General features: G+C 46.3%; 23 protein-coding genes. 8 read left to right on the top strand and 15 right to left on the bottom strand.

Annotated elements, in window-relative coordinates:
• The first annotated feature begins 1 nt into the window (after window position 1).
• Both DESPODRAFT_RS06630 and DESPODRAFT_RS06625 read left to right on the top strand, forming a co-directional pair.
• The gene (locus tag DESPODRAFT_RS06630) at window positions 2–1,378 is read left to right on the top strand and encodes a sigma-54-dependent transcriptional regulator (protein ID WP_004072348.1); all 1,377 of its coding nucleotides are present in this window, start codon (window positions 2–4) and stop codon (window positions 1,376–1,378) included.
• A 370-nt stretch (window positions 1,379–1,748) separates the two neighbouring features.
• Window positions 1,749–2,231, top strand: coding sequence for a SoxR reducing system RseC family protein (locus DESPODRAFT_RS06625; RefSeq protein ID WP_004072347.1), 483 nt, complete (start codon window positions 1,749–1,751; stop codon window positions 2,229–2,231).
• Window positions 2,232–2,283: 52 nt separating this feature from the next.
• Here the strand turns inward: DESPODRAFT_RS06625 and DESPODRAFT_RS06620 are convergent, their stop codons facing one another.
• Entirely contained in the window at window positions 2,284–2,601 is a 318-nt protein-coding gene (locus DESPODRAFT_RS06620; RefSeq protein WP_170299812.1) for an SHOCT domain-containing protein, read from the bottom strand.
• A 105-nt stretch (window positions 2,602–2,706) separates the two neighbouring features.
• Entirely contained in the window at window positions 2,707–3,180 is a 474-nt protein-coding gene (locus DESPODRAFT_RS06615; protein ID WP_004072345.1) for a Spy/CpxP family protein refolding chaperone, read from the bottom strand.
• 354 nt (window positions 3,181–3,534) lie between these two features.
• Between DESPODRAFT_RS06615 and DESPODRAFT_RS06610 the strand changes: the two genes are divergently transcribed.
• The 3 genes from DESPODRAFT_RS06610 to DESPODRAFT_RS06600 all read left to right on the top strand — a co-directional run bounded on the left by DESPODRAFT_RS06610 (window position 3,535) and on the right by DESPODRAFT_RS06600 (window position 7,807).
• Window positions 3,535–3,804 carry a metal-sensitive transcriptional regulator gene (locus tag DESPODRAFT_RS06610; RefSeq protein ID WP_004072344.1) on the top strand — a complete coding sequence of 90 codons (270 nt, stop codon included), beginning with the start codon at window positions 3,535–3,537 and terminating at the stop codon, window positions 3,802–3,804.
• Between the two features lie 14 nt (window positions 3,805–3,818).
• Window positions 3,819–6,536, top strand: coding sequence for a heavy metal translocating P-type ATPase (locus DESPODRAFT_RS06605; RefSeq protein ID WP_004072343.1), 2,718 nt, complete (start codon window positions 3,819–3,821; stop codon window positions 6,534–6,536).
• 350 nt (window positions 6,537–6,886) lie between these two features.
• Window positions 6,887–7,807, top strand: a complete 921-nt coding sequence (locus tag DESPODRAFT_RS06600; RefSeq protein WP_004072342.1) for an Lcl C-terminal domain-containing protein — start codon at window positions 6,887–6,889, stop codon at window positions 7,805–7,807.
• Between the two features lie 208 nt (window positions 7,808–8,015).
• Here DESPODRAFT_RS06600 and DESPODRAFT_RS06595 read toward each other — a convergent pair whose 3' ends face one another.
• The 4 genes from DESPODRAFT_RS06595 to DESPODRAFT_RS06585 form a co-directional block, all read right to left on the bottom strand.
• Window positions 8,016–8,675 (bottom strand): group II intron maturase-specific domain-containing protein, encoded by a 660-nt coding sequence (locus tag DESPODRAFT_RS06595; protein ID WP_245532031.1) that lies wholly within the window; start codon window positions 8,673–8,675, stop codon window positions 8,016–8,018.
• Between the two features lie 19 nt (window positions 8,676–8,694).
• Window positions 8,695–10,101: a group II intron reverse transcriptase/maturase gene (ltrA, locus tag DESPODRAFT_RS06590; RefSeq protein WP_052314732.1), complete on the bottom strand. Its 1,407-nt coding sequence runs from the start codon at window positions 10,099–10,101 to the stop codon at window positions 8,695–8,697.
• Between the two features lie 194 nt (window positions 10,102–10,295).
• Window positions 10,296–10,439: a hypothetical protein gene (locus DESPODRAFT_RS20270; protein WP_172635710.1), complete on the bottom strand. Its 144-nt coding sequence runs from the start codon at window positions 10,437–10,439 to the stop codon at window positions 10,296–10,298.
• Between the two features lie 3 nt (window positions 10,440–10,442).
• Window positions 10,443–11,222: a reverse transcriptase domain-containing protein gene (locus DESPODRAFT_RS06585; RefSeq protein WP_004072340.1), complete on the bottom strand. Its 780-nt coding sequence runs from the start codon at window positions 11,220–11,222 to the stop codon at window positions 10,443–10,445.
• Window positions 11,223–11,293: 71 nt separating this feature from the next.
• Here DESPODRAFT_RS06585 and DESPODRAFT_RS06580 point away from each other — a divergent pair, with 71 nt between their 5' ends.
• On the top strand, window positions 11,294–11,500 hold the full coding sequence (locus tag DESPODRAFT_RS06580) for a hypothetical protein (protein ID WP_040015875.1): 207 nt from the start codon (window positions 11,294–11,296) through the stop codon (window positions 11,498–11,500).
• 664 nt (window positions 11,501–12,164) lie between these two features.
• On the opposite strand, the gene DESPODRAFT_RS19925 is transcribed toward DESPODRAFT_RS06580, so the two are convergent.
• The 9 genes from DESPODRAFT_RS19925 to ric form a co-directional block, all read right to left on the bottom strand.
• The gene (locus DESPODRAFT_RS19925) at window positions 12,165–12,461 is read right to left on the bottom strand and encodes a type 1 glutamine amidotransferase (RefSeq protein ID WP_052314672.1); all 297 of its coding nucleotides are present in this window, start codon (window positions 12,459–12,461) and stop codon (window positions 12,165–12,167) included.
• Window positions 12,462–12,734 carry a glutamine amidotransferase-related protein gene (locus DESPODRAFT_RS19920; RefSeq protein WP_052314671.1) on the bottom strand — a complete coding sequence of 91 codons (273 nt, stop codon included), beginning with the start codon at window positions 12,732–12,734 and terminating at the stop codon, window positions 12,462–12,464.
• Between the two features lie 84 nt (window positions 12,735–12,818).
• Window positions 12,819–13,919 (bottom strand): 4Fe-4S binding protein, encoded by a 1,101-nt coding sequence (locus tag DESPODRAFT_RS06570; RefSeq protein WP_004072337.1) that lies wholly within the window; start codon window positions 13,917–13,919, stop codon window positions 12,819–12,821.
• Between the two features lie 167 nt (window positions 13,920–14,086).
• The gene (locus tag DESPODRAFT_RS06560; RefSeq protein ID WP_004072336.1) at window positions 14,087–15,604 is read right to left on the bottom strand and encodes an efflux transporter outer membrane subunit; all 1,518 of its coding nucleotides are present in this window, start codon (window positions 15,602–15,604) and stop codon (window positions 14,087–14,089) included.
• 44 nt (window positions 15,605–15,648) lie between these two features.
• Window positions 15,649–16,359 (bottom strand): ABC transporter ATP-binding protein, encoded by a 711-nt coding sequence (locus DESPODRAFT_RS06555; protein ID WP_004072335.1) that lies wholly within the window; start codon window positions 16,357–16,359, stop codon window positions 15,649–15,651.
• A 1-nt stretch (window position 16,360) separates the two neighbouring features.
• Window positions 16,361–17,566 carry an ABC transporter permease gene (locus DESPODRAFT_RS06550; RefSeq protein WP_004072334.1) on the bottom strand — a complete coding sequence of 402 codons (1,206 nt, stop codon included), beginning with the start codon at window positions 17,564–17,566 and terminating at the stop codon, window positions 16,361–16,363.
• Entirely contained in the window at window positions 17,563–18,714 is a 1,152-nt protein-coding gene (locus DESPODRAFT_RS06545; RefSeq protein ID WP_004072333.1) for an efflux RND transporter periplasmic adaptor subunit, read from the bottom strand. Before DESPODRAFT_RS06545 ends, DESPODRAFT_RS06550 begins: the two co-directional genes overlap by 4 nt.
• Complete coding sequence (locus tag DESPODRAFT_RS06540) at window positions 18,711–19,319, bottom strand: TetR/AcrR family transcriptional regulator (RefSeq protein WP_004072332.1); 609 nt, start codon at window positions 19,317–19,319, stop codon at window positions 18,711–18,713. Before DESPODRAFT_RS06540 ends, DESPODRAFT_RS06545 begins: the two co-directional genes overlap by 4 nt.
• A 278-nt stretch (window positions 19,320–19,597) precedes the next feature.
• Complete coding sequence (gene ric, locus DESPODRAFT_RS06530) at window positions 19,598–20,365, bottom strand: iron-sulfur cluster repair di-iron protein (RefSeq protein ID WP_004072330.1); 768 nt, start codon at window positions 20,363–20,365, stop codon at window positions 19,598–19,600.
• A 528-nt stretch (window positions 20,366–20,893) separates the two neighbouring features.
• On the opposite strand from ric, the gene DESPODRAFT_RS06525 reads away from it, so the two are divergent.
• Complete coding sequence (locus DESPODRAFT_RS06525) at window positions 20,894–22,447, top strand: sensor histidine kinase (protein WP_172635719.1); 1,554 nt, start codon at window positions 20,894–20,896, stop codon at window positions 22,445–22,447.
• A 48-nt stretch (window positions 22,448–22,495) separates the two neighbouring features.
• On the top strand, window positions 22,496–22,820 hold a 325-nt coding region (locus DESPODRAFT_RS06520), incomplete at its 3' end, for a response regulator (RefSeq protein WP_245532030.1).

The raw sequence follows: 22,820 nt of genomic DNA, 5'->3' as shown, positions 1-22,820 counted from the left end.
TATGAAAAAAAACAAAAGCACGATTCTGGTTGTTGATGATGATCAGACTCACCGGAATATGCTTAAAACATTATTGGCCAAATGGGGGTATCTCATTGAGGAAGCGGACGACGGGCAGGTTGCCATTAATCTGGTTGAAAAAAAGCCCTACGATCTGATTCTTATGGATATTAAAATGATAAAAGTCTCCGGACTGGTTGCCCTGGCCGAAATAAAAAAAATAAATCCTGCCATACCCGTAATTATCATGACGGCTTTTTCTTCCGTCCAAACTGCGGTAGATGCTTTGAAGAATGGTGCATACGATTACCTGACCAAGCCGTTTGACTTCGACAAGTTGAAACTTACTATCCAACGTTCTCTTGAACACACCCGACTCAAAAAAGAAAACCTACAGCTCAGGGAGAGTCTTGGAAAAAATTTTGACTGCAGTAATATCATTGGCAGACATGAATCCATGAAGGAACTGATTCAGACCGTTTCTCAGGTTGCCGGGACAGACGCCACGGTTCTAATCAACGGGGAATCAGGCACAGGGAAGGAGTTGATCGCTGGTGCGCTTCATTACAACAGTCATCGCAAAAATGGACCTTTTATAAAAATCAATTGTGCGGCAATTACGGAGACATTACTGGAATCTGAGTTATTCGGCCATGAAAAAGGCGCTTTTACAGGCGCAAACCGCAGTAAAGAAGGGAAATTTCAACTGGCCGACCATGGAAGCATTTTTTTAGATGAAATCAGTGAGACATCAATGTCCATGCAGGTCAAACTGCTAAGAGCACTGCAGGAAAGAGAAATCACTCCTGTTGGCGGGGAAAGATCAATCAAAATAGATACCAGGATAATTGCGGCAACCAACAAGAACCTTGTTGACCTGATAGCCAGCGATGATTTCAGAGAGGATCTGTATTACCGCTTGAATGTGATCACTCTCAAAGTTCCTCCGTTAAGGCAGAGGACTGGCGATATACCTCTTCTTGCACAGCATTTTTTAAAGATCTATTCTGAAAAAAACAACAGACCGATTAAGGGATTCACCCCGGATGGAATGGACAAGCTGACAAATCATAACTGGCCGGGAAATGTCCGGGAGTTAATGAATACAATTGAGCGAAGTGTTATACTTTCAACCCAGAATTATCTGGGAGCCCATGAAATCCAGATCGAAGATAAAAGCGCCGAATCGTCAGAGACCGGAAATCGCAACAACAATTCAATCGATTTAGGAGACAGATCTCTGCACGAGATTGAAAAACTTGCCATATTGAAAATGCTGGAAAAGACAGGAAACAATAAGAGTGAAACCGCCAGGCGGTTAGGTATAGCCAGAAGGACCCTTCACCTAAAACTCAAAGAATACGGCGTCATGGATTAATTGTGAGATGGTGGTTGATACCCTTGATCCCATCCAGCAAAGGATATGCTTGATTACAGATTTTAAAATATAAGGATGGCTATATTTTATCCAAATCAGTGGCTAAAAATTATCCACTCTTTCTTAATCAAATAAAAACCCATCAAGCTCAAAGATCAATATTCTATTTTATTTAAAATTGTTGAATGAAAAATATAAGGCGGCACGTGTCTTGCTCTTTATCGTATTAAAAGTAATCATAAATATTTTGACATGTTCCCGGAATTTTTAAGGCAGTTGCATCCTAATCTTGCAGCCCTTGGCATAGCAGCAAGCAGCATATCCGTGGTCACAAACAGTTTAAGACTGTACAACGCAAAGGAGACGAACAATGAAAAAAGAAGATATGATGCATACAAGAGGGCTTGTTATTAAAAAAGAAAAGAACGGATTTGCACAGGTCGTCATGGATCGAAAAAGTGCCTGTTCAGGGTGTGATACAAGGAAGGTGGACAAGTGCCGCTCCTGTCTGACAGGAACGAAAATAAAAGCCAGGGTTCACAATTCCAAAGGTGCTGAGGAAGGGGACATTGTTACGGTCAGTATGAGCCGGGCAAAAATCATGAAAGGGGCTGCCGCTTTTTATTTGATCCCAGTTATTTTCCTGATTGCAGGGGCCTTTGTCGGGTCTTCTCTTGGGGATTTTTTGACCATCGACAACAGCCTCTCAGCCATAATTGGTGGATTTGTCAGTCTTGTTTTCGGATTTTACATTGTCCGGAAAATATCCGAGCGCATGAATTCAGACCAGGGACTGGTCCCGGAAATTACGGAGATCGTCTCTTCAGGTTCCAGTAACATCCCGGTCAAATGAAATACAGATAACTTTAATTCTGGTAGTGGTAACTTTAATAATGAAGGGATGGTCATAAAAATTTGCTTTTTTCTTTAAATTCTTCGATATCAATTTCACCATTTGCCAATCGTTTTTTCAATAAATCCAACGCGGTCTGATGGGCATTGTCTGACTGGCTCAGCTTAATTATCCACCGGACAACAAGGATTAATATAACCAGAAGGATTACCCAGAAAAAAATCATCGACCAGCCCATATATCCGCCGCCCATCATGTGAGCGCCTGGATAGAAGGCCTGGGTGTTACCCCATCCGGCAATGGAACTTCCTGTAAATACAAATAGTATGGCTAATACCCATATGCCAAGGGAAATTATATTTTTCATCATCTTCACCTGCTTTCATTTTAGTATTGAAGCTCTCCTCAGGCGACTTAACCAAAGACTAAATGCCGGGGTAAGGTCAAACGTATACCCCGACATTGTGATCAATGTTTAGAAACAGCCGCCGTATCCGTGTCCACCCCTGCCCATGCCGTAATTAAAACCAGGGGCTTTGTCAGAAAAAAGCTTCTGCATTTCTCTTTTATGGTCAAAACGTTTTTTTTCAATCTTTGAAGACAGATCAAACAGTTCTTTTTCTAACGCGTCTATTTTAGCCTGGTCTTTCTCAGGCTTTGAATATTCCTTATTCAATTCGACGCGTTTCTGGTAATATTCACTTCTAACCTCCTGAGTTTCTGAGAAAAATTTATTCATCTGGTCGTGCATCATCTGCTGATCTTCCACGGACAGATCATTCCACATGTGGCCGCCCATATGGGAGCCATTCATCATGCCGTAACCACCTCTGTGATAGCCGCCCCCCATGTTATAGCCACTGCCATGGGCAAATGCATAGGCTGCAAAACCGGTAAGAAGAAGGATGGTTCCGAGAATAAAAACTTTTTTGATTGAATGATTAGTCATGTCTATAAACTCCTTTATATTTGGGTTGCTAAAATCAATGCCAACGCATTTGTAATTGTATAATTCAACAACTATGCCAAAACTGTATCATGCTGATATCACATGCAATGTCCATGTTTTTGAGATCTTAATTAAAATTGACTGGTTAATTTTTAGGCAGAAGGCGGATAATTATTAGGCACCATATCATGGATATGATGCTGGATGACTTGATTGATATATAAGCTATAATTAAAGATCACACCATCGAAGTCTATTGAGAACCTACAAAGAACACATGGGAAATGCCGACCTTGACATATACCCTACCAGGGCATAGTATATGGTATGACATATCAATTATAAAGGAGGCACATGAACCCCGGATATAAAGACCAGATACCCAGTTTAAATCGTATTGAAGGACAGATTAAAGGTATCAAAAAAATGGTAGAGGACCGCCGGTACTGTGTTGACATTTTAACTCAGCTCAAAGCAGTTAAAGCGGCTGTTCACAAAGTCGAGCAGGAGATACTCAAATCACATATGCAGCATTGCTTAATGCATGCAGTGCAGTCAAAAAATGAAAACGATATTTTAGAAAAGATTGAAGAATTAATGCAGCTCTTAAGCAAGCGAATATAAAAAGGGGGGTCATTATGAGTATTAAGACCCAACTATTAGATATCAATGGCATGACATGCGGCGCATGCGTTCGTCATGTCGAAAATGCCGCAAAAGAGGTGCCGGGCGTTAAAGACGCTTCGGTAAATTTTGCGACAGAAAAGTTGAAAGTTTCATACCAACCTGAAAAATTTAAAATAGAGGATCTAACAGCAGCAATAAAGAAAGCAGGATACGAAGGATATCCTGAGAAGACGGAAAATTCAAAGACGTTTGGCGTCAAAGGGATGACCTGCGCAGCATGTGTAAAGAGAGTAGAAGATGCAATTGCCGATGTGAAAGGGATAAAATCGGCAACAGTTAATTTGGCAACCGAGAAAGTCCGTATAACTTTTTCAGATAATGAACTGGATCTTTCTGATATTTTCCATGTGGTTGAAACAGCAGGCTACCAACTTGTGGAAGCCGGTGAAGAAGAGTCTGAAAATAAGAAAAACATAGAACTTAAACGGCAATTTACCAGCCTTGTTGTTTCCATAGGTTTTGCGATTCCATTGCTTCTTATTGCCATGCTTGAGATGGTCGGCATTCCCCTTCCGGACTTTATCAGTCCGATGCACAGCCCGAAAACGTTTGCTGTGAGTCAACTATTCCTCACGATTCCCATAATTTTTTGCGGTCTCCATTTTTATGTTAAAGGGTATCCTGCCCTTTTCAGGGGGCATCCAAATATGGATTCTCTGATCGCCATAGGTACAACCTCAGCTATCGTTTACAGTGCGTTTAATACCGTCTTGATACTGACAGGCAGGACGGACCTTGTGATGCACCTGTATTATGAAACTGCCGGGGTGATCATCGCATTAATCAAGGTTGGAAAATATATGGAGGCTGTCAGCAAAGGCAAAACATCAGGTGCGATAAAAAAACTGATGGGGTTGCAGCCTAAAACAGCTATCCTTGTGAAAGAGGGTAAGGAATCCATTGTGCCGATTGAGCAAGTTGTTCCAGGTGATGTGCTGTTGGCAAAGCCTGGAGAAAAAATTGCTGTGGACGGCACTGTCCTTGAGGGACGCACATCGGTCGATGAATCTATGTTAACAGGGGAAAGTATCCCGGTTGACAAAACAGCTGGAGATACCGTTACTGGTGCCAGCATGAATCAGACCGGAACGATTCGTTACCGCGCAGACCGAGTCGGCAAAGAAACAGCGCTTGCCCAGATCATTCAGTTGGTTGAGGAGGCCCAGGGGAGTAAGGCGCCTATTGCAAGAATGGCTGATATCATTGCCGGCTATTTTGTTCCGGTGGTTATTGGTATCGCCCTGGTTTCAAGTAGTGCCTGGTTTATCGGCGGTGCAGAAATAAGCTTTGCGCTGAAAATTTTTATTGCAGTACTTGTGATTGCCTGCCCCTGCGCCTTGGGACTTGCAACGCCAACGGCAATTATGGTCGGTACGGGACGGGGGGCTTCTCTGGGTATTTTGATCAAGGGTGGTCAACCTTTGGAAATCGCCAGCCGGGTTAAAACCATTGTGTTTGATAAAACCGGCACTATCACAGAGGGTGAACCAAAGGTGACCGATGTTATCGCATTTAACGGTTTTGAAAAAAATGACGTTTTACAGTTTTCAGCATCAGCAGAAAAAGGATCTGAACATTCTTTAGGTGCCGCCATTGTAAAAGAATATGAAAAGCTGGATACGCCCTTCCATCAGCTGAACGATTTTGCTGCAGTGGCAGGCCGGGGCATTCGGGCAAAAGTAAATGATAGAAATCTGATGCTTGGTAATATTGAATTCATGACTGAAAATAATATCTCTGCAAACGATATTCCAGAAGCCGACATCTTATCTAAGGAAGGTAAAACAGTCATGTATTTGGCATTGGATGGGAAATTAGCCGGTATCATTGCGGTTGCAGACGTCGTGAAATCCGATTCAGCGGATGCCATTGCAAAACTCCACAAGATGGGAATTAAAACGGTAATGCTGACCGGTGACAACAAACTAACGGCTGCCGCCATAGCAAAACAGGTGAAAATAGATGAAGTCGTATCGCAGGTCATGCCTGGCGAAAAAGCGGAGAACGTTAAACAACTTCAAGCTGACGGCTCGTTTGTGGCTATGGTTGGCGATGGTATAAACGATGCACCTGCATTGGCTCAGTCAGATATTGGATTCGCAATTGGATCTGGAACCGATGTGGCTATGGAATCTGCAGGTATTGTTTTAATGCAGAACAGCCTGAGTGGCGTTGTGACAGCAATACAACTGAGCCGGGCGACTTTACGGAATATAAAAGAGAATCTGTTTTGGGCATTTGCCTACAATACAGCGGGGATTCCCGTGGCAGCAGGCGTTCTATATTTATTTGGAGGACCGGTATTGAACCCGATGTTTGCTGCTGCAGCCATGGCAATGAGTTCTGTATCAGTTGTAACCAATGCCTTGAGATTAAGATATTTTAAACCGGATGAAGGAATACAGTATCCTGATCAAAATATAAAATCTGAAAACAAGGAGACGGAAATGAAAACAAAAATCAACATTGATGGTATGAGTTGTATGCATTGTGCAAAAACCGTAACAGAGAAACTCAATGGTGTAGAGGGGATTTTTTCAACCACGGTTAATCTTGAAGAAAAGCATGCGATTGTGGACTCAAATTCTCCCGTGGACGAGGCTCTTGTTACCCAGGTGATAACTGATGCGGGTTACAAAGTCTTGGGAATTGAAGCACATAAGCAATAAAAAGTATTTTAGCGACACCCATAGTAATAAGAATGCAACCGTTTAAGATTCGTTCTAACGGCTGCATTTTTTAGTAACATAAATTTCTCAATAGCACCGCTTTTAGAAATACAATCGAGCGAGCCTTTTGTCTATAAGTGTTCGTTTTTCAGAGAGCTGTACCGGATACAACATATTGGGGCGCCGCGAGGGCGCGGGATACCAGCGGATGAAGGTTTCGCCTGAGAAATTGTCGGTTGACCCGGGTAACTGCCCAGAGAGTGGGACAGGGAGACCTCTCTGCTGCACTTATAGGTGCCGATAACTGGCTTTCCTACCGTGAGAGCTTTCATTTAAAAACAAGGAGGAGAATGAATCGTTTTTTGTTAGAGAATGAAACTGTAATTGATAGGCAGACGGGTTTGATGTGGACAAAAAATGCCGCTTTATTAGATTTCCCCATGAGTTGGAGTGAGGCTTTAAATATTGTTAAAGAGCTCAACAAATCAACCCTTTATGGCTACCAAAATTGGAAAATCCCCAATCGTAAAGAATTATTGAGTTTGATGAGTCATAATACGATTAATCCAAGTCTGCCAATCGACCATCCTTTTACAAACGTATTTACCGGTTACTATTGGACTTCTTCAACTTGTGCAAGATTGCCTGATCAGGCATGGTACATTCATTTGGGAGGTGCCAGAGTATTCAAGGGAATGAAATATGGTTCATATATGGTTTGGCCTGTCCGAACTGTAGAAAGCCCAAATAAAAGCAAATTGTTTCAGACCGGGCAAAAGACTTGTTTTGATGAAAGCGGTATTATTATAGATTGTCATGATACCGGTCAAGATGGCGAGTTACAGGCAGGCATTGAGTTCACCAGGGATCGTTTCATAAAAAATAAACAGACTATCTATGACAATGATACAGGTCTGACATGGTTACGAGATGCAACTTTCCATAGTGAAATGACGGATTGGGCTTCGGCTTTTAATTTGATTTCAAAGATGAATACAGAACTGGTATATGGACACAATGATTGGCGAATCCCCAATATTATTGAACTGGAGAGTTTAACAGATATAAGCCAACATTCTCCAGCTTTGCTGGATGGTCATTTATTTAATGATGTACAGGAATTTTATTGGTCTTCAACCACAAGTATGTATGATACGAATTATGCATGGGTATTGTATATGGTAGACGGATCTATTGGCGTTGGATATAAGCCGTTATCGGAATTTTATCTCTGGCCTGTAAGAGGAAAAGAAAAAATGATGATCCTATGACAGCCAACTAAGCAAATTCAGCCGATGTGAAAAGCCGCGCGGCTGATTAGCGACGTTCACGGCGGCTCCGCCGCCGTGAATCGCGGTGCTGACTTCGTCCAGTACCTTGTCCCGGCGCCCCTGGCGCCTGAATCGGGTAGCCGGGGGTTTTAATCCCCCAGCCCCACACCACCCCACAAGCGGGTCCGCATAGGGCGGTTCATTAAGGTTACCGGGCCGTAGCCGGGTAATGAATTTTCACCCACTGGTCTTTGACAGATATTAACCCTTGTTCAGACAGCCATTTATTGGTCATGCCCGATTGCGTAGCCATGGTTCTGGAAAGATGCCATGGCCCCCTTCGGCTGAGAGCGGTCATTATGGCCTGTTTTTGGGAGGTTCCGAGTTTAAGCAGGTGGCGGACTTTGGTACGGGTATACCGCCACTGTTTCCAGTAGCACATCCGTATCCGGCGGCGGAGCCATTCATCTATTAACGGGATGGGACGATAGTACTCCGATATTCCGTAATAGTTCATCCAGCCGCGCACATATTCCGCTAACTTCTTGTACCGGTACTCCATGGATACAAACCAGCTCCTTCCGGTAAACAGACGTAGCCGCCGTTTAAATTCCAGAAAGGATTTTTCACTCCATCTGATTTTGCCGTTTACAAAGACAAAACCAAGAAAACCACACTCTTCCACAGGCACCACCTTGCTTTTCTTTTCATTAATCCTGAGCCGAAGCTTATTTTCAAGGAACCTCTTGATACTGGCCATCACACGGTTTCCGGCACTCAAACTTTTTACCATAATGATAAGTCGAGTAGCCCGAGGGAACCACCCCCTCAGGCCCTCACAGAACCGGACGTGAACGTCTCCGCTCATCCGGCTCCTATTGACCAGCCTATGCATAGAGTAGTCTCCAATGGGCAAACAAATTTGGCTGTCTTCGTGCAATTCGAGCCAGCCACTGACTTGCCCTTCGTCGATGTCCCCTAAAACGTTTGTATTTCCTTGTTGCCCAAATCACCAACCGGCGATCCAGGCACCTTAAGGCCGGGTAGAGTGCAGATTTATAAAACCTGCCATAGTAGTTAATCCAACCTTGAATGACAGGATTGAACATGTGGGCTAAATCTTCCAGGCTCTTGTCACTGCGCCTGGGCCAATTCCACTTTCGTGAGGTTTGCCGAATTGCTTTTGCTGCTTTATTGCTGACAGCAGGAGAAAAATTAATGAAGAATTTTCTCCATCGGTTCTTTGATTTCCGAGCACGAAATGTATAACCCAGAAAATCAAAACTTGTCAGGGCATAATCCTTTTGCCGGTCTGTATCCTTGCAGTAGACTATTTTCGTCTTCTCCGGATGTAATTCCAGTCCCACATTCTCCATTCGCTCATTCAGCTTTCTAAGCAAATATTCAGCCTGGGCAAGGCTTTTACAATGGCACACTGCATCATCCGCATAACGCTCAAACGGTGTGGCCGGGCACTGCCTTTCCATCCAGTTGTCAAATGCATAATGCAAAAAGAGATTGGCCAGCAAGGGACTGATAACACCTCCTTGCGGGGTTCCCTTCTTTGGATGGAATAGTGTGTGGTCTGTCATCATCACAGGGGCTTTCAGCCACCGTTCTATATACAGAAGCACCCATCTGTCATCCGTGTGATACCGAACTGCTTTCATCAAAAGATCATGGTCAATATTATCGAAAAATCCTTTAATATCAAGATCCAATACCCAGTCATATTTCCAGCAATTCTCCCGGGCTTTCCCAACTGCATCCAAAGCAGATTTCTCCGGTCGATAGCCATACGAATCCGGATGAAAATGTTTTTCCAATTCCGGCTCCAATTGCTGTTTGACTATCTGCTGAGCGATTCTGTCCGACACTGTCGGTATTCCCAACGGCCTCATTCGACCGTCTCCCTTGGGTATTTCCACCCTCATTACCGGAGGAGGGAAATAACTGCCGGAGGACATCCGATTCCAGAGCTTGTAAAGATTGTCCTTTAAGTTAGACTCAAACTCTTCGATTGACTGTCCGTCTACACCGGCAGCCCCTTTGTTGGCTTTAACCCGTTCATATGCCTCCATAACCTCAAGTTTAGGAATACAAAACGGCTTTGCTTGGTTCAATCCAATCCTCCTGTTTCCAGTTGTTTTCTTTACTTCAAGCTGGTCAATGCTTCCCCTTCGCTCCAATTCCATTACAGAATCTTCATCACTACTACGGGTCGCTCCGCCCCTGTGCCCTGCATCGGTACTCTCATACTTACGGGTCCTCCGCTTGTATTTCTCCCTTAGCATCAGGGCGACAGGTTCCCACGTTCCACACAAAAGCCTGTCCCAAGTTCACGCCACCTTTATGCCGGAGGCCGCCCGGCCAGTAAACAGGTAACCGCCGAACTTATCCCGGGTTAACGACTACCCCCCGGTTTTGACCTCATCCCTACGCTTTCGACACTTCAATAGTGATTCACTTGCGTTCGTCTCCTTGGAACCTACCTGACAAGATCTTGTCCTGCCTTTTCCGTAACGCTCACCACCCCGGCTCTTAACCGGCGCAGCTTACGGTGGTTTGAAGCCTCCACCTGCATGGCGGCTTCGAGGGGCCTTCCCTCATCTTTTGTGCAGCATGGCTGCACTGTTTATTGCAACAGTGTCTGCCTTCGTGGCACACAGTCGTCAGCGTACCGGGTAAACTGGTGACCGCGCCTCTCCAGCTCCTTGTCAAGATCATCGAGAAGAATGTTAGCGAGCAGTGGTGAAAGTGGCCCCCCCTGGGGAACGCCGGTTGGTGTTGCCTGAAGGCGATTGTTGACCATAACACCGGCCCGGAGGTATTTACCGATAAGTCTTAACACACGCTTATCCTTTACCCGGCGGGCAACCCTGACCATAAGGACATCATGATTCACTTTATCAAAAAATTTCGACAAATCGGTATCAACGGCTACTTTAAAGCCCTGCCCTATGAACTGTTTTACCTGCCGGACACCATCATGGGCCGACCTTCCGGGTCTGAAGCCGCAACTTGATTCCGAAAATAGCGGATCAAATATTAACCCCATGACCTGGGCGATTGCCTGCTGGATAACTCTATCCAGCACTGTTGGGATACCAAGTGGACGTTTACTGCCGTCCGGTTTTGGTATTTCCACCCTAAGAACAGGGGAAGGGACGTATGCCCCTTCGAATAAGTCTGTACGTATCTTCGGCCATAACTTACGGAAGGCATCCGGGAATTCATCGACAGGTACACCGTCGATCCCGGGAGCCCCTTTGTTGGCACGTACCTGTTTCCAGGCTTGGTGGACATTTTCCGTTGACAGGATACGTTCCAGTAGATGATCATTTGAAAATGGTTCTTTCATGACGCGCTTGTACTCTACTCCTCCATTCGGATTCACTATAGCTACAAAGCACATGAACACCTCCTTTTCTCTTAATGTTCAGTCCTTCACCATGTCCGGGACATTACTCCCGGCGTTTGGCTACTATGACGTCTGCTGACTTCTGCTCTGTCACCAGACAGGTTACCCTGAAAGGCGCAATGAAACGTCTTTTGCAAGTGCTGCCTATTGTTCGTGTCTCATCACCGTCGGCGACAGCCGGTGATGCCTGGACCTTGGTTTCCCGGTATGGTCCGAGCCGGGAGTTGTTGCAAAAGGTGCTCAACGCATGCAAAACAGATCTCCCCGGATAAGAACGTGAACTGTCACTACACAACCGCAGCATTTACCCTGTCTCCTGAATCCTGGGCTTCGACATGTTGTGCTGGCTTACCCGGAGACCAGGCCTTATATGCTGTTTCTGTTCGTCGGCTCATAGTTTTGCACTCCAACTTCCTTCAGACGGTTCCTCGCGGTTCCGCCCTTGTTTTCGGCTAATACTTCTGATAATGCTGTATGCATTAACAGGATTCACGTATAGGGGACTTGCACCCCATAAGTTCACGCCCATGCCGGGCGTACACAAGGTACTGGACCGGGCACCGCACACCGAGCAATCAAACTGCGTTTGCTTGATCGGCGCACGGCGCCGGTCAGCACCGCGATTGATTTCCAGTATTTTTTTAGGAAAACAAAACCCCACAATCTATTATCAAAAGGGCCTTGATCATCCTTTCGGCCATGTATTGGGTAGGGGCAGATTCCATATCTGCCCTGTTCGGGTAAATTCGTTGGTTTCTGTGAGTTTTAAAACTTTCATGGATTTTTCCTTTCACATTCTAAAAAATTTATTTTGCTGTTTGCCGGGTAAATGAATCCAAAACGCCATGCATGATCTTATTGATGTGGGAAAAATTATTTTCCGTTGATAAAATTTCTGTTTTCGACTGAACGTATTTTGATCCGTCAATTTCATCCTTACAGTTCAAAATCGGCTTTCGACAGTCTGCCGTGTTGATTCCAGGTGAAATTGAATCCAATAATATGATCTCCAAAAACAAACCCTTGGTTCAGACAGGCCTGGCTTTTTGCGATATGCACTGCTCCTTTTGGGATATCAAAAGTATCCCCATGCCAGTGGAAAACACATGTCTGCTGCGGGAAAATACCTGCCAGAATAGTATCATTGATCGCTTTGCTGGTTTCTATGTCAAACCAGCCGATTTCTCGATATTTATTTTTATGGACATTCGCCCCCATCACCTGTGCAATCAATTAAGCTCCCAGGCAGATTCCCAGGATATTTTTTTTGTGCCTGACAGCCTGCTCAATTAACTTTTTTTCTTCATAAAGCCAGGGATAGGAAGGCTCATCATTTGCCCCCATGGGACCTCCCATAACAATCAAGCAGTCAAAATCGTTAACTGACGGAAGTGTGCAGGATTTAAAAAATTGTGTCTTGCTTAACTGATGGCCGCCCGTCACTAATACCGGAGCCATCATGCCAAGATCTTCAAATGGGACATGTTGCAGATAATGAATTCTCATCGACTTGTTCCTTTTTTTCTGAGAGGTTTTTTTGACTTTGTAAAGGGTTGACAGCAATGGCCGTTCAGCATATCCATGGAGTCGTCATTTTTGAGCTTCGTTTGATTTTTGTAGATTCTGCATATTCTGTGCCCGGAATTGGTTCATCATCAGGATCATCCGCTGCATTTTTTCCGGACTAATGTGATTAAGCGTTTTGGATGACGGAGCCGTATCAGGTGTAGCATGCTGCAAATACGCCTGAAGTGGAATGTTGTTCTTCCAGTGCCCGGACAATCCGGCAGTAGTGATTCCTGCTGTAAAAATCAATACAAAAAATATAGCGATGGCCATTGCGCCCAAGGACTTTCGACCTGGTACCAGCTTAAATCCCAACACCTTTTTTTCCGGGCAGGTTTCAATGCAGCTCATACACGTCGAGCATTCAAGGGAATTGATCCACGTTTTCTGCCGAATGTCGATATTGCCGGGGCAGACAGTTTCACACCTGCCGCAATCAATGCAATGAGATGGCTGCCGATGAATTCTTCCCAGGCTCAAAAATCCGATAATTCCCAGTAACGCGCCGTATGGACACAGGTACCGGCACCAGAAATTTCGAATAGTGATCGTCAAGCAGATCAGCACAACGATAACAATGAAAGCCGTTGTGGACATATCCTTGAAAAATTTGAGCATTTTGATATCGGCAAATTGATTATACGGGCTATGGATAAACTGCTCTATACTGGAGACCGACATTTTATAGAATATCTGATAGATAAAAAAACCGGCGATCAAATACTTCAAAGAGCGCAATAAAACGTCAAAAATGGCTGGCAGCCTCAGCGTTTTTTTTAACAGCATCCCGTTCAGCTTGGCGGCACCTTCTGATAAGAAGCCAATTGGGCAGACCCAACTGCAGAAGCCTTTTTTAGTAACCACCGCAGTGGCACAGATGATTAGGAACAACACAAGCGCTGATGGATGAATTGAGTTAATGATGCCGGTATAAAGCCAATGCTTTAGACTCACAAGGGCACTAATAGGTAAAAAAGCCTCAACACCGGCAGGTCTTTCAATCTCTGGAAGCACCCCGTTTTCAAGACAGGAGACAAATAAATAAAATCTGATACCGATAAAAACAACGATACCTGAAAAGATTATCTGGACAGATCGCCTGGTTGATAACGGTGTTGTTTTCATTCTTCGTGGAATCGTCAACAAAGACGGGGGAAGACATGGTGAATATCGGTACCATCATGGAGTACGGGGCCACCATTAAACATTCGAACGGCGCGGCCATAATTATCCCCGCAAGATCCTTTCTGTAGTTGGTAATGAAAAAGTACCGCAAGCATATCCTCATATGACTATCGTGAGGAGATCCGCCCTGCGCTTTGAGCCTCCGACACATGGCCAGTGCTTCCGGTAATGCCATTTAATCCGCCGCCCATTGCCTGGTAAAAAGCAACAGTGTTGACCAGCCGTTTGGCTTGACCTTCTATCAGATCGACTTCGGTCTGAAGCCGTTGCTGTTGTGCGATAACCAGATCGTAATAGCTGGCTGCTCCAAGCCTATACCGACGCTGTGTTGACTCTAAAGACTTTTCAGAAGCGGAATCAGCGGCAGAAAGAGCCCCCAGCCTTTTTGAATCATTCTCCAGTGCTCGCAATACATCTGCCACGTTGCGAAACGCTTCCAGAACGACGGACCGGTAGTTTGCCGCAGCCGTATCAAAGGCGGCAAGAGCCGCTCTCTTTTCAGCGGGCAAGCCCGGATTGAACAGGGGTTGTGTAAGCTGCCCCACCAGACTCCAAACAGCAGAACCACCGCCGAACAACGCACCGGTCGTCAGAGCCTGCGATCCAAGATCGGTATTAAGGTTGAGTTGGGGATATAGTTTCGATATTGCAACCCCGTATTCTGCATTAGAGGCATGCAGCAGCGCTTCCGCACCGAGAATATCCGGCCTTGCATGTACCAGTTCAGAGGGGATTAACAGCGGCAACTCCGGCGGCAAGGTGAAATCCTCCAGGGTAAACGACGGCAGCAGGTTCTCTCCTGGAGCTTTACCGACAAGAACGGCTAAAAAATGTTCGTTTTGTTGAAGTTGATAATGTAACGACGGTATTTGGGCGCGCGTTTGCTCCAACTGTGTTTGCAAGGCCAACGCATCGTCCGGTTCTTTATGACCAAGACGAATACGTTCCAGGGTAAGTTCGAGTTGATTTTCCTGCGACTTTAAGATGTTTTCTATAATTTCAGTCTGCCTTTTCAGGCTTGCCTGAGTAATGGCCGTTGTTACGATATTTGCCACCAGTGTCAAGCGAGCGCCTTCTAATTGGAACTGCTGATAATCGCTTCGGGCGGCCAGAGCTTCCAACGCCCTACGATTACCTCCGGCCAGATCAAATGTATATGTAACGCCTACACCGGCGTTGTAAAGACCGAATTCCCTGGCATCGTCGGTCAGCCCCGATGAATTGGGGTTGAATCGCTGGCGCTGGCCGGTGAGGTTGGCTTCAACCTGGGGATAAAGTGTCGAACCAGCCTTCGCCGCATAAAGTTCCTGGGCCTGACGCAAGGTAGCCTCTGCCGCCATCAGGGTTGGGTTATGTTCCAGGGCTTCACAGATAAGCGTTTCTAGTTGTTCGGTGCCCATCGCTCGCCACCAATATTTATTTAAGCGTTCTTCTTTAATAATGTTTTGTGGATCACCCAGCATGGTGGGGGAGGAATTTAAATTTGCAGCCAGCGGGGAGGAAGTATAACCACTCACATCAGGGGATGCTGGACGCTGGAAGTCAGGCCCAACAGCACATCCTGCAAACGTCAGAAGACACACTCCTATTAAAGCATAATGAACAATCTTATTATTATTTTTCATAAAAATGCTCCTTGAATTTTTTAAATGGCCTTTTTGGATTAACCTCATTCGAAGTCACGTCCTTCACCTTCTTCTTCATAGGTTACCCCGTCACGGATGTTATAAATGCGTTTAAAGGTGGGAATGATTTTTTCATCGTGGGTGACGACAATAATGGCGGTCTCAAATTTTTTGGCCATATCATTCAATATCCGGATTACAGCCAGGGCGCGCTCACTATCAAGCGGAGCGGTCGGTTCATCGGCCAATATTACCGGGGGACGATTGACCAGTCCCCGTGCAATAGCCACTCGCTGCTGTTCTCCACCAGAGAGTTGAGAAGGCATGGCCTTGGCGCGATGTTCCACATCAAGTGCTTTGAACAATTCTATTGCCCGTTTACGCGCCCCGGCGTTTGGCATTCCCGCCAGCATGGGCAGAAGAGCGACGTTGTCGGTGACGTCGAGGAAAGGAATCAGATAAGGTGCCTGGAATACAAAGCCGATCCGATCCCGCCGCAAGGCACGAAGATCTTTGACCTTCCACCCGTCGTCATAAATGACGTCATCTCCGAGTATCATTTTTCCGGCGGTCGGCTCAATCACCGCTCCCAAACATTTAAGGAGCGTACTTTTTCCAGATCCAGAAGGACCTATCAGTCCAACGACCTCGCCCGGCGCAACGTGCATGTCTACCTCCTTCAGAGCATCAACGGCGGTATCGCCGCTTCCATAACGTTTTTTTAATCCCTGGATACGAATACCTTTAGCAGTCATATCAGCCCCCTATGGCCTCGGCCGGGTCGACCCTGAGTGCGGCACGAATGGCGATAATGCTCGACAGTACGCAGATCATGACCACGGCCATAAAACCCATAACGGAGTCGAGTGGTTGCAGCAGCACATATTTGGGAAAGATTGGCGCCATTAATAAAGTTGCCGAGATCTTTCCCACCACAAAGCCGATCAAACCCAGAGCGATGGACTGTTGCATGATCAAGCCGACAATGGTGCGATTCCTGGTGCCAATCAGTTTCAAGACGGCAATTTCACGAATTTTTCCGAGCGTCAGGGTGTAGATGATGAAGGCGACAATGGCGGAGCTGACAATCGAAAGGATCACCAGGAACATGAAGATCTGTCTGGCGGAGGTAGCGATCAGCTTGCCAACCAGAATCTCCTCCATCTGGCTGCGGGTGTAGACGGTTAAGCGCTTCCAGCGGCGGATCGACTCAGCGACTTCTTCCGGGTTATGGCCTGCTTCAACCCGCACTAAAACAGCATTGACGTAAGGGTTGGTGGTTTGCGAGGCAATAACCGCATCAAACAGACCGGGCACTTCGGGCCGGTTGAAGGAAGGGTCCTCGGCCGTGCGTCGACGCTGCCTCCGGATGGCGTCATTATCCTTGAGAAACTGGGCTTCCTGGGCATCTTTAAGCGGAATGAACACCATCGGGTCGCCATTGGAAGAGACCATCCTCCTGGTCAGCCCGACTACGGTGTATTGGTTACGGCGGATCTGGATACGGTCACCAAGTTTAAATCCGGAAGCGATGTCGGCGACGGCCTCGTAATGGCTTCGAGTAATCTGACGACCCGCGACGAGATGGGGAGGCCAGCCGGGTGTTCCTGGCCCTCCGGGCGTGATGCCGGTAACCATGGCACGCACGTCACCTTCTTGTTTGGCCACCTGCATGGTTAGATACGTGATGTTCGCCGCCCGTTTCACCCCCGCCATGCCTCGAATCCCACGCCAGAGATCATCGTATAGACTTGATGACTCGGCGTAGGGACCAAGTGTGTTCTTCTGCACCACCCAAAGCTCAGCACCGCTGTTGTCGAGCAATACTTTGGCATCGTCCACCATGCCACGATAAATCCCTGCCATAGACAGTGTGATGCCGATGAGCAGCCCAAGGCCCATACCGGTAAAGACGAACTTTCCCCATGAGTGCATGATGTCGCGTCCTGCCAAACTGATCATGGCGTCACCCCCGGAATATGGTCAACGACGTGAATCCGGCTGTGCGCATTCAAGGTGTTTTCGCTGTAGACCACTATCCGGTCACCCGCCTTGAGCCCTTCTTGTATCTGCACACGGCCCTCCAAGTCTGCAATCCCCAGTGAAACGGGTGTAAAGTGAAGATCGTCATGGGTGACCTGCCACACGCCCAGTCTGCCGTCAATGTTGTGGATGGCGGCATTGGGGACAATCGGCGTTGCCCCAAGGGTCGGCAAGGTGACCGTGACTTCCACCAGTTCGCCGACAGGCGGCAGCGGATCAGGAATTTGATCGAAGACAACCTTGGCAAGCGTTTCCTCCGTTACCGCGTCGGCCATGGGTTCAATTCTCAGAACGTGTCCTGCCCTCTGTTCTCCTGCCTGGGAACGTAATACGATCCGGGCTGATAAACCAGCGGCGAGACCCTGTGCACGAATTTGATCAAATCGGGCATTGACCCAGAGCGTGTTTGGATCGATCAGCTCTACGACATCCTGACCTGCGACCACGGTGGTTCCCGGTTCGGCATCACGCGAAACGACCAGACTGTCAACTGGCGCAATAAGAGACAAATTACTGCGCTGCGCCTCTAACGCGTCCCGTTCGGCATGTAAACGGGATACCTCCTCCCGTGCCGCAATCAACCCCGCTTTTGCAACCAATAGGTCGTGTTGCTTAGTGGCTACCACTTCCTCGCTGGTGGAACGTGCCTGAAGTAACTGCTCGTAACGCAAAGCCTGTGTCTGGGCATAATCCCGACGCACCTGCGCTTCGTTTAATTGAGCGTCTGCTTGTTTCAGCGTGGCATCTTGAGCCCTAATATGTTCAATAAGATCTACCGGGTCCATTTCACCAAGGACTTGCCCAGCCTTGACACGATCTCCTACGTGTACGTCCAGGCGCTTGACCCGTCCCGAAACTGTTGGACCAATCTTGTAGGTATGACGGGCTTCAAGGGTTCCGATGCCGAATAGTGCCGGGGAAAGGCTCTTATTCTCGACCGTGACCAAGACAACGGCTACCGGGGCAAGCGGCCCGGAACGTAAGGCTACATAAACAAAAAGAGCAAGTAGAGGAACAAGTACAGCTGCCAGCGCCAATGTACGTTTTTGGAAAGGCAATTTTTTCATGATGCACTCCTGATGCCTCTTTGATAGATTGCAAAGACTTTTGGCGCAATGCGGCTCATATAACCCACATCCCCAGCTATCAACGACTGCATGACCAATCCCTGAATGGTGCCGATGAAAAGCGTGGCCGCAGTCTCCTTATCAAGATTTCTGTCAACTTCACCGCAGGTCTTTCCCTGGTCAAACAAAAGATTTAGGCGATCTGAATAACGGCCGATGAGCGTTTGAACCATCCGCTTGGGAGCGGTATCTTCAGAGCGCTGCAATTCCCCAACCAGCATACGGGGAATACCGGGATGCTTTGTTATAAAATCTACATGCGCCATAAACATGCTTTCAAGTGCGGCAAGAGGAGATGACTCTGCGTTTACTGCTTTTTCGATGCGGGACATTAACCGTTCTGCCACCCATTCCATAACGGCCTGTAAGATGGCATCCTTGTTTGAAAAATGACGAAAAATAGCACCCTGGGTCACTCCCATACGTTCGGCTATGGCAGCCGTGGTAATCTCGCTCGGGTTCTGTTCACCAGCCAACTCTACCACCGCCTCTATCGTCGCCATCCGTCGTTTCTCAGCCGGAAGATGTTTATTTGATGAGTTCATAGGACCTCTATAAAAGATAGTAATTAATTACTTTCTTTTATTTTTTTTAAACAAGAGTTGTCAACCAGTTTTTTTGAAAAACTGTTGATGCTGAAGAAAAAGCCCCTCTGCAGTACCCTCGGGGTTTGAAGTCCAATGGTACGAAAAGTTACTATGGGTATATTACCAAGCAGTTCGGTAATATTCTGTGCTATGTTTCGATTCATCAAATGCCTCCTGTATCCTGGATGTTACTCATCCTTACCGGAAAAGGCCACACCAAACGCTCGACTCCGGGATCAGGAATTTATCATCGCTTCCTGCGCCGTGCTTTTCGGGAACAGGATGTTGTTTTCCAGATGAATGTGCTCGTGCAGGTCGGCCTCCAAAGCCTGAAGTCCGTCGTAGAGCGCCGCAAAGGTCCGGCAGCCATCGGCGGGAAGCCGGTAATTTCCGGTCAGCTTGCGGATGTCTACCAAGACATTCCCCGCGTAATCATGCTCCAGCATCATCTGTCGAATCGGGTTTTCAATTGTTCCGCAGTGGACGACCGGCCGAGGGCCGGTTCCCGACATAAAGGCATCAATGCCCTTGATGGCTGGGAAGAGAATCTGCTCCTCTTTCAGCAGGTGCGCCGAGAGTTCTTCAGCGAGCCCGTCAAACAGTTGCCGCAGCTGATTCAGCAGCTCACCGTGTTTTTCGTCGTGAGCGCGCTGAACCTTCTGCAGCAGTCCGTCGAGACGCAATAGCTCTTCCTTTGTGAAGGCGTGGTGCTTGTCGAGAATATGGTCGGCCAAGACGGTGAGCGTGGCCGCATTCCAGTCCGTAGCAGGCTCCTCTTTTTGCGCGGAACTCCAGGCCTGTTTCAGTTTGTCTTCAACCGTGCGCCAGTTCAGCCCGGCCGCCTGCACCGCGGCGGACAAAGGACGCAGTCCTCCGCAGCAATAGTCGATCCCAAGCTTTTCCAACTGTGACCGCAGCTGAGGGTGCTGTACCACCAGTTCGCGGACGGTTTGCTCCGGGCTGATCTTTAACGGACGGTTTTTTTCTGCGTTTGATTTATTCATAGCCTCTCCTTTTTCTCTTAATGTTGTGGAGATACTACCCGCTTCCTCGCCGCTCCGCCTTGATTTGGATCAAGAAAATCACCAACGAATAAAAAAACGGCGAATGAAAAATCCAGTCTATCCAGCATACGAAGTAGGGCGTCTGAATCCTAACTCCCCGGTTTTACAATCTCTAATTTAACCTTAACAATTTTTTCATTCAAAGTCTATGACCGCAAATGGCCGTTGGCGTTTTGAAAACTGGTGAATTTTGGAGCAATCCTTTGTTTAGGATTTTGATTGTCAGACACCAACCTATAATGCTTTTTTTTCATGTCATCCTTTCTTGGTTATTACGCTTTTGCATGATAAAAGTACTTTAGTGATATAAATTTAATACTTCAAATCAATGGTGGTAAAGTTATCGATACAAAATTTACAGAGTCGTATTTTCAGAAATTTCGTTTGCTTCTGATTTCTGTATTTATGTTAATTGCATTGGTACCACTGGTGTTTTTGGGGTTTAATGGGTTTTCCAAAGGCAAGCAGATGATTGAAGACAAAGCAGCGTCCTATTTAACCAATCAGGCCAAAAGAAACGCTGAAGCCATTAAACTGTTCATGATAGAGCGGGTGAATGATATTCATCTGATCAGCAGTATTTGGGATATTTCAGAGACAAACTTCAGCGCTCATATTGATCAAATAGTGAACGACCAGCATAGACCCTATGTTGACGTTTTCATCATGACGCAATCCGGGCAATTCGTCTTCAGTACAGGAGAAGAAAAGATTGATTCAAAAGTTCTGGAGATGGCGGCATGCGATACACTATCCTGGCAGGGAATAAAAATGCCGAAAATATTCAGCATGACTAAAAACAATAATTACATCCCAGTATTAATGCTGTCAAAACCCCTGTCATCGGGTACAGTCACAAAAGATAGGCATTTTTTATATTGCCTGATCGACTTTAGATCAATAAGTGTGTTGCTCAGAGACAATAATATGGAGGCGACCGGCGAAGTCTATTTGGTTAACGAAGAGGGATTGTTTTTATCCACATCCCGATTTGGCGCCAAAATCCTTGAAACCAAGATTTCAATGAAAAAACAATTGCCCGAAGGTAATTTGCCTGCATATCAGGCCATTGACTATCGGGGTAAATCTGTTCTGCAGGCCAGCCAGAATGTCGATCCGTTTGGCTGGATCGTAATGGCGGATCAGGACATGGTAGAGATACTGAATCGTATCAAGACGCTGGAGAAAAAGGCATTTTTTTATGCCCTCATAACCGGAGGACTTGTTTTGGTTTTGGCTTTTTTTATATCAACGTCCATTGCAAATATGGTCAAGGAAAAATACCAGCGTGAAAAGCAAATGGAATTTCAGGCGATTCAGAAAGAAAAATTAGCATCTATGGGTCTTCTAACCTCCGGCCTCGCCCATGAATTGAACACGCCTTTGGCAAATGCGTTGCTTTATACGCAAATTGCCCTTGAGGAGATGGAAGAGCAACCTTTTGACAAGGAGAGCATATCTCAGCATTTGTTGACTGTGATTGATGAAATTAAGCATGGCAGCAGTGTCATAAAAAATCTTTTGTATTTCTCAAGACACACACAAAGTGACCTGCAAACAGTCAATTGCAATGATCTTCTGACAAAATTGATGGAAATCACTATTCCTCACTGTGACGCAAAAAATATTCATGTTGAAATGACTTTAATGCCTGATATCCCAGATGTTTTGGCAGATCCCAGCACCCTGCAGTCCATCATTACGAATCTTGTGGCAAACGCCATCGAGGCCATGCCTGATGGCGGCGTTCTTACATTGAGCACCCGCTATATTCCAGTCTTGAAACTGGTAAAAATTGAGGTGACAGATTCCGGTATCGGTATCTGCCAGGAGGATATGTCAAATATATTTAATCCGTTCTATTCAACCAAAAAGCCGGGGGAGGGAACGGGCTTGGGACTTTTTATCAGTTATGAAATGGCAAGGAAACTGGGCGGTGATTTAAAGGTGGTCAGTGCAACCCAGGACGATGCGAGCAAACCTGGGACAAATTTCACCCTTGAACTTCCAACTGGGGGCTAGAAAAATATGAGTGTGGTTCCGTTTAAAATATTAATCGTGGAAGATGATATGACTTTAAACAGAGGCTTGGTACATGTCATTAAAAAAATGGGGTACGATGTATATTCCACAAAGTCCGGAGAACAAGCCCTGAAACAGATCAAGCAGCATTCATTTGATCTGGTGATTTCAGATTTCAAACTGCCTGGCATTGACGGTAAGCAGGTTTTAAAAGCAGCAAAAAAATACGATGCTGGTATCATGTTTATCATGATCACAGCATATGGCACAGTAGATACAGCCGTTTCTGCCATGAAAGAAGGGGCTGAAGATTATATTCTGAAACCCTTTGATATGGAAGAACTCAAAGTTGTAGTCAAAAGACGTTGGAGAA

The organism is Desulfobacter postgatei 2ac9, from assembly GCF_000233695.2.
GTDB classification, from domain to species: Bacteria; Desulfobacterota; Desulfobacteria; order Desulfobacterales; family Desulfobacteraceae; genus Desulfobacter; species Desulfobacter postgatei.
Note: the sequence above shows the minus strand (reverse complement) of the source record. Positions and strands in the feature narration are given on the sequence as shown.

What these genes read in the sequence shown, in the direction of transcription:
- DESPODRAFT_RS06630 (WP_004072348.1), top strand. Translation starts at nt 2, where the DNA reads ATGAAAAAAAACAAAAGCACGATTCTGGTTGTTGATGATGATCAGACT.
- DESPODRAFT_RS06625 (WP_004072347.1), top strand. Translation starts at nt 1,749, where the DNA reads ATGAAAAAAGAAGATATGATGCATACAAGAGGGCTTGTTATTAAAAAA.
- DESPODRAFT_RS06620 (WP_170299812.1), bottom strand. Translation starts at nt 2,601, where the DNA reads ATGATGAAAAATATAATTTCCCTTGGCATATGGGTATTAGCCATACTA.
- DESPODRAFT_RS06615 (WP_004072345.1), bottom strand. Translation starts at nt 3,180, where the DNA reads ATGACTAATCATTCAATCAAAAAAGTTTTTATTCTCGGAACCATCCTT.
- DESPODRAFT_RS06610 (WP_004072344.1), top strand. Translation starts at nt 3,535, where the DNA reads ATGAACCCCGGATATAAAGACCAGATACCCAGTTTAAATCGTATTGAA.
- DESPODRAFT_RS06605 (WP_004072343.1), top strand. Translation starts at nt 3,819, where the DNA reads ATGAGTATTAAGACCCAACTATTAGATATCAATGGCATGACATGCGGC.
- DESPODRAFT_RS06600 (WP_004072342.1), top strand. Translation starts at nt 6,887, where the DNA reads ATGAATCGTTTTTTGTTAGAGAATGAAACTGTAATTGATAGGCAGACG.
- DESPODRAFT_RS06595 (WP_245532031.1), bottom strand. Translation starts at nt 8,675, where the DNA reads ATGAGCGGAGACGTTCACGTCCGGTTCTGTGAGGGCCTGAGGGGGTGG.
- ltrA (WP_052314732.1), bottom strand. Translation starts at nt 10,101, where the DNA reads ATGCTAAGGGAGAAATACAAGCGGAGGACCCGTAAGTATGAGAGTACC.
- DESPODRAFT_RS06585 (WP_004072340.1), bottom strand. Translation starts at nt 11,222, where the DNA reads ATGTGCTTTGTAGCTATAGTGAATCCGAATGGAGGAGTAGAGTACAAG.
- DESPODRAFT_RS06580 (WP_040015875.1), top strand. Translation starts at nt 11,294, where the DNA reads ATGACGTCTGCTGACTTCTGCTCTGTCACCAGACAGGTTACCCTGAAA.
- DESPODRAFT_RS19920 (WP_052314671.1), bottom strand. Translation starts at nt 12,734, where the DNA reads ATGAGAATTCATTATCTGCAACATGTCCCATTTGAAGATCTTGGCATG.
- DESPODRAFT_RS06570 (WP_004072337.1), bottom strand. Translation starts at nt 13,919, where the DNA reads ATGAAAACAACACCGTTATCAACCAGGCGATCTGTCCAGATAATCTTT.
- DESPODRAFT_RS06560 (WP_004072336.1), bottom strand. Translation starts at nt 15,604, where the DNA reads ATGAAAAATAATAATAAGATTGTTCATTATGCTTTAATAGGAGTGTGT.
- DESPODRAFT_RS06555 (WP_004072335.1), bottom strand. Translation starts at nt 16,359, where the DNA reads ATGACTGCTAAAGGTATTCGTATCCAGGGATTAAAAAAACGTTATGGA.
- DESPODRAFT_RS06550 (WP_004072334.1), bottom strand. Translation starts at nt 17,566, where the DNA reads ATGATCAGTTTGGCAGGACGCGACATCATGCACTCATGGGGAAAGTTC.
- DESPODRAFT_RS06545 (WP_004072333.1), bottom strand. Translation starts at nt 18,714, where the DNA reads ATGAAAAAATTGCCTTTCCAAAAACGTACATTGGCGCTGGCAGCTGTA.
- DESPODRAFT_RS06540 (WP_004072332.1), bottom strand. Translation starts at nt 19,319, where the DNA reads ATGAACTCATCAAATAAACATCTTCCGGCTGAGAAACGACGGATGGCG.
- ric (WP_004072330.1), bottom strand. Translation starts at nt 20,365, where the DNA reads ATGAATAAATCAAACGCAGAAAAAAACCGTCCGTTAAAGATCAGCCCG.
- DESPODRAFT_RS06525 (WP_172635719.1), top strand. Translation starts at nt 20,894, where the DNA reads ATGATTGAAGACAAAGCAGCGTCCTATTTAACCAATCAGGCCAAAAGA.